Origin of the sequence: Kribbella albertanoniae (assembly GCF_004348455.1) — a bacterium.
GTDB classification, from domain to species: domain Bacteria; phylum Actinomycetota; class Actinomycetes; order Propionibacteriales; family Kribbellaceae; genus Kribbella; species Kribbella albertanoniae.
The window spans coordinates 22133-28837 of record NZ_SMKA01000087.1 but is presented as its reverse complement, the minus strand read 5'-3'; the positions used below and the strand labels follow the sequence as shown (position 1 = coordinate 28837).

The following is a 6705-nucleotide window of genomic DNA, read 5'->3' as shown; positions in this document are numbered from 1 at the left end:
GCCCAACACCACCCCCGTACGACGTCCCGCCGCTCCCGCCCAACAGCTCTCGGCCGCCGTCCAGCAACGCGTTCCCCGGCACGGCACCATCCAGCAACGGGTTCCCTGGCACGGCATCGTCCAGCAACGGGTTCCCTGGCGCGCCACCGTCCACTAACACGTTCCCCGGCACGGCGTCGTCCAGCAACGGGTTCCCCGGCACGGCGTCGTCCGGGATTGCGCCATCGGCCAAGCCTGCGCCCGATAGCCTGCCGTCCAGCACCTCACCGTCCGAGAACCCAGCATCCGAGAACCCAGCGCCGGGCAAGCCGACGTCAGGCAACGCGCTATCCAGCGACCCTGCCAACGCGTTACCGAGCAACTCGCCGCCTGCCAACCCGCAGCCGCTCACGGATCCGCCGCCGTTCTAGCGGTACCGCCGTCCTGATCCGCGCACGTCCTGCAGCGCTGGGTCTTTCAGACGCGGGCACTGGCGGGCCGTCGTACCGGGGGAGAGCGCTGGGCCTTCGAGCGCTGGGTTTTCGATGGCTGGGTTTCAGAGTGCTGGGTTTCAGCGTGCGAGGTCTTCAGCACGATCCGTCGAGCGTCTGCATCGCTTAGCTGGCTCGCTTAGCTGGCTCGGGCTGGGCCGAGGGGGCGGAGGCGGCGGCGTTCGGGGGGGTGGTGGAGGTCGGCGTTGGCGTTGTCGATGCGGGTGAGGTGGCGGCCGGCGCCGGTGATCGGGCAGGTCCAGGTGCCGTCCATTTCGACCAGGCGGATGCCGGGCTGGTCCAGCCAGCGCAGGACCAGGTCGATCTCTTCAGGGGAGGCGGTGGCGACCGGGCCGATGCCGGGCAGGACTGTTTCGGCGGAGGCTCTCAGCATGTCGAGGTAGCGCCGTGGGTCCGTCCCGCGCGGGCTGATGCCGGCTGCGGCCAGGCGGCCGCGGCGGATTACGTGCAGTTCCCAGCCGCCGTCGTCCGTGCGTCGGGCTGCGCAGATCTCGGCGCAGCTGGTGACGGAGGCCATCCGCTGCATCCGGGCCGAACTCCGGACGAAGGCGCTCAGCCGGTCCCGATGTACTGCGGCGTCCTCGAAGCGCTCGTCGGCTGACAGTACGTCGATGCGCCGGTCGAGAGCGTTGATGACCGGGGTCGGATCGGCGGTGAGGGCGGATCGGAGGTTGTTGACGAACTCGCCGTACGAATCGGCTGAGATGCGGCCGTCACACGGCGCCACGCAGCGACCCATCTCCGCCAGCACACACGGCGACAGCCGGGGTGTCCGCGACATCCGCGCTGTGCATTGGCGGATCGGGAAGGCTTCGTGCAGGGCGGCCATGGCGCGCTCGGCGGTTTTGCGGGAGCTGAACGGGCCGAGGTAGCCGCCGTCGTCGTCACGCACCTGTTTGACCAGCGACAGCCGGGGGAACGGCTCGACCGTGACCTTCAGCCAGTGCTGCCGCTCCGGGAACTTGGAGCGCCGGTTGTACCGCGGCTTGTGCTCCGCGATCAGCCGGAGCTCCCGGACCTCGGCCTCCAACGACGTACCGCATTCGATACCGCGGACGCTGGTGGCGATCCCGACCATCTCGCCGATCCGGTTGCGGGTCTCGGACGCCGTGAAGTACGAGCGGACCCGGTTGCGCAGATCCTTCGACTTGCCGACGTACAGGACCTCGCCGCGGTCGTCGGTGAACAGGTACACACCAGGTGCATGTGGCAACGACTCGGCCAGGTGCCGCTTGGCTCGCACTGCGGGAGCGACGCGGGAGTTGAAGGTCTGCAGATCCTCAAGAGTCTGTACGCCGAGGGATCCGACCCGCTCGAACAGCCCGTGCAGCACGTCGACGGTGGCGCGGGCGTCGGACAGGGCGCGGTGGTTCGGGGTCGTGGTGGTTCGGAACAGCTTGGCCAGCGTCCCGAGTTTGCAGTTCGGCGCCTCGTCCGGCGTGATCACGCGGCGGGCCAGCAGCGCGGTGTCGACGACGGTGAAGTCGGGCCAGTCGTACCCGTGCACGAGGCTGTCGTGCTTCAGGAAGCCCACGTCGAACGGCGCGTTGTGCGCCACCAGCACGCAGCCGCGGGCGAACTCGAGGAAGGCCGGCAGCACCGAGTCGATCCGGGGTGACGAGGCAACCATCGGGTTGGTGATACCGGTCAGGACGGCGATGAACGCCGGAATCGGCTCACCGGGATTCACCAGCGTCTGGAACTCGCCGATCACCTCACCGGCCCGCACCTTCACCGCGCCGATCTCGGTGATGCCGGACTCGCCGGGCGCGCCGCCGGTGGTCTCCAGGTCGACCACACAGAACGTGATGCTGTGCAGCGGCGTACCGAGGTCGTCGAAACTCGGCTGGACGCCCCGGATCGGCAGCGCTGTCGGCGGGGGCGGGCTGGTCATGGCAACGACGCTAAGAGGCGCCACCGACAATTCCGCAGGTGACACGCGAAGGAGTCGACTACGCTCTCGGTATGCGTACACAGGCGATCACGGCGGACAGTCGAGGGCGGCAGGCCTTCGTGCCGGTTCGCTGTGGTCTGCATCACGGGCCGCGGGCAATGGCCGTCATCCCAGCCGGACTGCGGACCGGTGACTGAGGCAGGCACCGCCGCGAGCTCCGCCGCTACGACTTTGCCCGAACCCGTCCGGCAACGAGTACTCACTCTTGCCGCGCAGGCGCTCGGCCAGCTTCCCGCGACCGATGTCCCGGCGCCGTTGCGCCGGTTCGCGAGCTTCGCCCCGGCCAAGCGTGCCAAGCTCTCGGCGTCCGTGCTCGGCCCGATCCTCGAGACCGACGAGCATTTCCGCCGGCTGACGGCCTTCCAGGTACGGCGGGAGCACGCGGAGCTCGGTGATGCGGTCGCTGAAGGTATCCCGGTGCCGATGGCAGACCCGGTCGAGGTGGCTGCATTGGCCTACCTGCTGCGCCCGGACGAGTGGGAGCAGCGGATCGCCGCGGCCGCCCAACTGCCGGTCGAGACGCCACGGGCGGACGACGAAGCCATCAGTCGGTTGTCGGATCAGCTCGATCAGGCCCGTACCGAGACCCGCCAGGTCCGCGAACGGCTCCGCGAACAGGTCAACGAGCTCAAGGCCGAGAACGTCACCCTGCGGCGCAAGCTCAACGAGGCCCGGCAACGGATCACCGGGTTGCAGAGCGATCTCGAACTACGCACCACCGAAGCGGAGACCGCCGACCAGCGCGTCGACGCAGCGCGGTCCGAGGTGGAACGTGAGGTCCGTCGGCTGCGGGCGCGGATCACCGAACTCGAAGCGGTCGAGCACGCAGCCCGACGTACGGCGGGACAGGAGCGCGAACTGGCCTCTACGCGTACCCGGCTGTTGCTGGACACCGTGATCGAAGCCGCGAGCGGTCTGCGTCGCGAGCTGGCTTTGCCACCGGGTGGTGAGCTGCGACCGGCCGACACGGTTGCCGGGACTGAGCCAACGGCTGCCCCTGTCGGGCGGACTGCGCCTGAGGACGATCCGGCGCTGTTCGACGAGCTGCTGGCGTTGCCGCAGGTGCATCTGATCATCGACGGGTACAACGTGACGAAGACGGCGTGGCCGACGTCGCCACTGCACTCGCAACGGCAGCGCCTCGTCACGGCGCTCGGTGCGTTGGTTGCGCAGCGGCGGATCGAAGTGACGGTCGTGTTCGACGGCGCCGAGTTGTCCGGTCCGGTGCAGCTGAATCCACCGCGTGGGGTCAGGGTGAGGTTCAGTCCGGCCGGTGTGATCGCTGACGAGGTGATCCGCCAACTGGTGCGCGCTGAGCCGCCGGGGCGGCCGATCGTGGTCGTTTCGACCGATCGGGAGGTTGCCGAGAGTGTCGGAAAACTCGGTGCGCGTTCACTGTCCGCGACCAGCCTGATCAGCCGGATCGCCCGCGCCTGAGAGCTGCGGCCGATCGGCGGGCGATCGGCGGTCGATCGGCAGGCGATCAGAAACTGTCGGCGGGGTTCTCTAGCGTCCTTCTCAGCCGGATGCAAGTCCGGGTGCTTCCCCACTTTGGAGGACGTTGTGCTGATCGATTGCGACGCCTGTGTGATGCGTGGTCCGGGCTGCCAGGACTGCGTGGTGACGGTGGTGCTCGGCTTCGCCGCTGAGCGGGCCGGTTCCATCCGGATCGACGACGAGGAGCGCGCGGCGCTCGACGTACTGGCCGAGTCGGGCCTGGTGCCACCCTTGCGGCTCGTCCATGCCGTGGACACCGTCCTGTCAGCCACCGAGGAGACGGCAACCGGCACCTGACTGCCGCTGAACTGCCGGTCAACCGCCTGTCAGGCGGCGATGACCATCAGTAGCTTCGTGCCATGCCCTTCAACAACCGCAGAAAACCTTGGGACTCGGGCTGGGGCTGACCCAGCCACCATCAACCGGTACTGGTGAGCGCGCCACCAGTCCATTCGCCCACCAGTCCATTCATACGGTCACTCGGTGGTTTCTCCCGCATCAAGCTCGTCCAGGGCCATCTGCAGCTCCTCGAGTTGCGGATCACCACGACGCTGGGCGATCTCGACAGCTGACAGGTAGGCGGTTCGGGCCTCATCCGTTCGCTCAAGCTCCCCAAGGGTGATGGCGATCGCAGAGAGCGCATCCACTTGCTGGCGCGGATTGTCGCTCTTCTCACCCAGCGCGAGGGACTCCCGAAAGCGGTCCAAGGCCTCTTCATGTCGACCGGTCAGTCGCAGGGTTTCTGCGAGCCCACCTGTGCTCGCTCCCTCGATCTCGGCCAGTCCTAGGCGTTGCGCGGCCGCCAGCGCGCTCTCGAAGTACGCTCCTGCCTCCTCGACACGGTCAGCGCGTAGGTGAGCGAAGCCGAGGTTCAGGTCGGCGATGGCCGCGGCGTAGCCGTCCTGGTCCTGCGCGGCGATCTCCGCACATTCCTGGAAATGGTCGATCGCCGTTGCGTTGTCGCCCAAATCCATCTCGAGCACGCCCAGTGTGCTCAAGGCCCTGGCGAGCGGGAGCCGATGAGCGTTGTCGCGGGCGATCGTGATGGCTGCCGCCAGCAGCTCACGGGCTTTGTCGTACTGCTGCAGGTCCCGGTACGCGAGAGCGGTGTCGCGGAGCAGGATGCCTTCGCGTTCCTTGTCGCCGAGCCGGACGACGGCTTCCAGGGCGCGCTCGTGGGTTGACAGCCAGACCGCCCAGTCCCGATGGATCTGGAAATAGTCGATCATGGCCGTTGCCAGCTGGACGGCGTGCCGGTACTCGCCGATTTTCGTGGCCAGGTCGATGGCATCGGCAACATTCGGCAGTTCGTCTGCGCACCAGCGCAGCGCGGCGTCCGCCGTACCGAAGCTCTCCGGTACGACGCCGTCGGGAACAGGGTCGATCGGCGTTCGGACTCGTGCGGGGCGCAGGGAATGGCCGGCTCGGTCGGCCGACTGGAGGTAGTAGTCCAGCGCTCTGCGTCCGGCGGTCTTGTCCGGGGCCGGGAAGCGTTGGGCGAACAGCTTGACGAGGTCGTGCAGTACGAAGCGCTGCTGAGCTTGTGCCTGCACCAGATTGAGCGTCACCAGCTGCCTGAGCTGACGGTCGACGCTGGTGACTGGCGTGGCCATGAGGGAGGCCACCACGTTGAGGCCGAAGGACGAACCCGGCAGCTGGCCGAGGCGACGGAACAGGACCTTGAGGTCGTCGGGTAGCGGCCGGTACGAGAGTTCGAACGCCGGCAGGATCGAGGCAGCGGGGTCGTCCGGCAGTGACAGTTGGTCGAGCCGGTCGGTCGACGCGAGCTCGTCGGCCACGTCCCGCAGTGAGCGATGCTTGTCGAAGGCGAGGTTGGCCGCGACGACTCGAAGCGCGAGGGGGAGACGTCCGCACAGTTCGATGATGTCCGCGGCTGCCGGACGGTCGGTGTCGACGCGGGCGTCGCCGATGATTCGGCGGAGCAGCTCTCCGGCCTCGGATTCCGCCAGTGCATCGAGCTGTACGGCGGTTGCTCCGTCGCGGGCGATGAGTCCGGTGAGGTGGTCGCGGCTGGTGATGAGCGTGGCGCAGGTCGGCGAGCCGGGGAGCAGCGGACGTACTTGGGCAGCCGTAGCCGCGTTGTCGAGGATCAGCAGCAACTGCCGATCGGCAACGAGGGACCGGAAGAGCGTCGCGCGTTCGTCGAGCGTGATCGGTTGCTCGGCCCTCGAGACCCCGAGGGCGGTCAGGAAGCGACCGAGGGCTTCGGCCGGCTCGAGAGGTGTCTGAGCGGGGGCGAATCCGTGCAGATCGACGTACAGCTGCCCATCTGGAAACCGAGCGGTCACCCCATGGGCCCAGTGGACGGCGAGCGCGGTCTTGCCGGCGCCGCCGATGGCCGAGATGACGACGGTGCGTGAGCCTGGCTCGTCCGAGACGAGCAGGTCGAGATCGCGGAGCGCGGTGAAGCGGCCGGTGAAGTTCGCGATGTCGGCCGGGAGTTGGGAGATCCGCTCGGACGGCGCGGAGGGTGCTGGTTCCGCAGACGTGTCCGACAGCAACGCGAGCAGCTGGCGTTCCTCGTCGGCGGGGAGTTCGAGGGCGTCGGCGATCTGGCGGATCGACCGGGACCGCGGCTTGGTGACGCGGCCGCCTTCGAGATCGCGCAGTGAACGCACGGAGAGTGCTGATCTTTCGGCCAGTTCTTCCTGCGTCAGGCCGGAGCGCTGACGTAACGCGCGGACTTGCCGGCCGATCTCGGTCACCACACCCCCAGGCTCATGGAGATGGCATCGTAACCGC

The 6705-nt window shown here is 68.2% G+C and carries 6 protein-coding genes; 3 read left to right on the top strand and 3 right to left on the bottom strand.

From position 1 onward, the window contains the following. Window positions 1-322: hypothetical protein (locus E1261_RS19870; protein WP_202874858.1), on the bottom strand; the 322-nt coding region annotated here is incomplete at its 3' end. Between the two features lie 287 nt (window positions 323-609). Next, a complete protein-coding gene (locus tag E1261_RS19865; RefSeq protein WP_132408524.1) occupies window positions 610-2385 on the bottom strand; it encodes a DEDD exonuclease domain-containing protein in 1776 nt (591 codons plus the stop codon). A gap of 71 nt (window positions 2386-2456) precedes the next feature. Between E1261_RS19865 and E1261_RS46895 the strand changes: the two genes are divergently transcribed. From E1261_RS46895 to E1261_RS19855, 3 genes are all read left to right on the top strand, one after another. Then, on the top strand, window positions 2457-2582 hold the full coding sequence (locus tag E1261_RS46895) for a hypothetical protein (RefSeq protein ID WP_272948594.1): 126 nt from the start codon (window positions 2457-2459) through the stop codon (window positions 2580-2582). Then, window positions 2575-3882 carry an NYN domain-containing protein gene (locus E1261_RS19860; RefSeq protein WP_132408522.1) on the top strand — a complete coding sequence of 436 codons (1308 nt, stop codon included), beginning with the start codon at window positions 2575-2577 and terminating at the stop codon, window positions 3880-3882. The genes E1261_RS46895 and E1261_RS19860 overlap by 8 nt, the downstream gene beginning before the upstream one ends. A 126-nt stretch (window positions 3883-4008) precedes the next feature. After that, the gene (locus tag E1261_RS19855) at window positions 4009-4239 is read left to right on the top strand and encodes a hypothetical protein (RefSeq protein WP_132408520.1); all 231 of its coding nucleotides are present in this window, start codon (window positions 4009-4011) and stop codon (window positions 4237-4239) included. A 179-nt stretch (window positions 4240-4418) separates the two neighbouring features. On the opposite strand, the gene E1261_RS19850 is transcribed toward E1261_RS19855, so the two are convergent. Then, a complete protein-coding gene (locus tag E1261_RS19850; protein ID WP_132408518.1) occupies window positions 4419-6671 on the bottom strand; it encodes an ATP-binding protein in 2253 nt (750 codons plus the stop codon). Window positions 6672-6705 lie beyond the last annotated feature (34 nt).

Coding starts and splice junctions, on each gene's coding strand:
- E1261_RS19865 (WP_132408524.1), bottom strand. CDS start 2,385: ATGACCAGCCCGCCCCCGCCGACAGCGCTGCCGATCCGGGGCGTCCAG.
- E1261_RS46895 (WP_272948594.1), top strand. CDS start 2,457: ATGCGTACACAGGCGATCACGGCGGACAGTCGAGGGCGGCAGGCCTTC.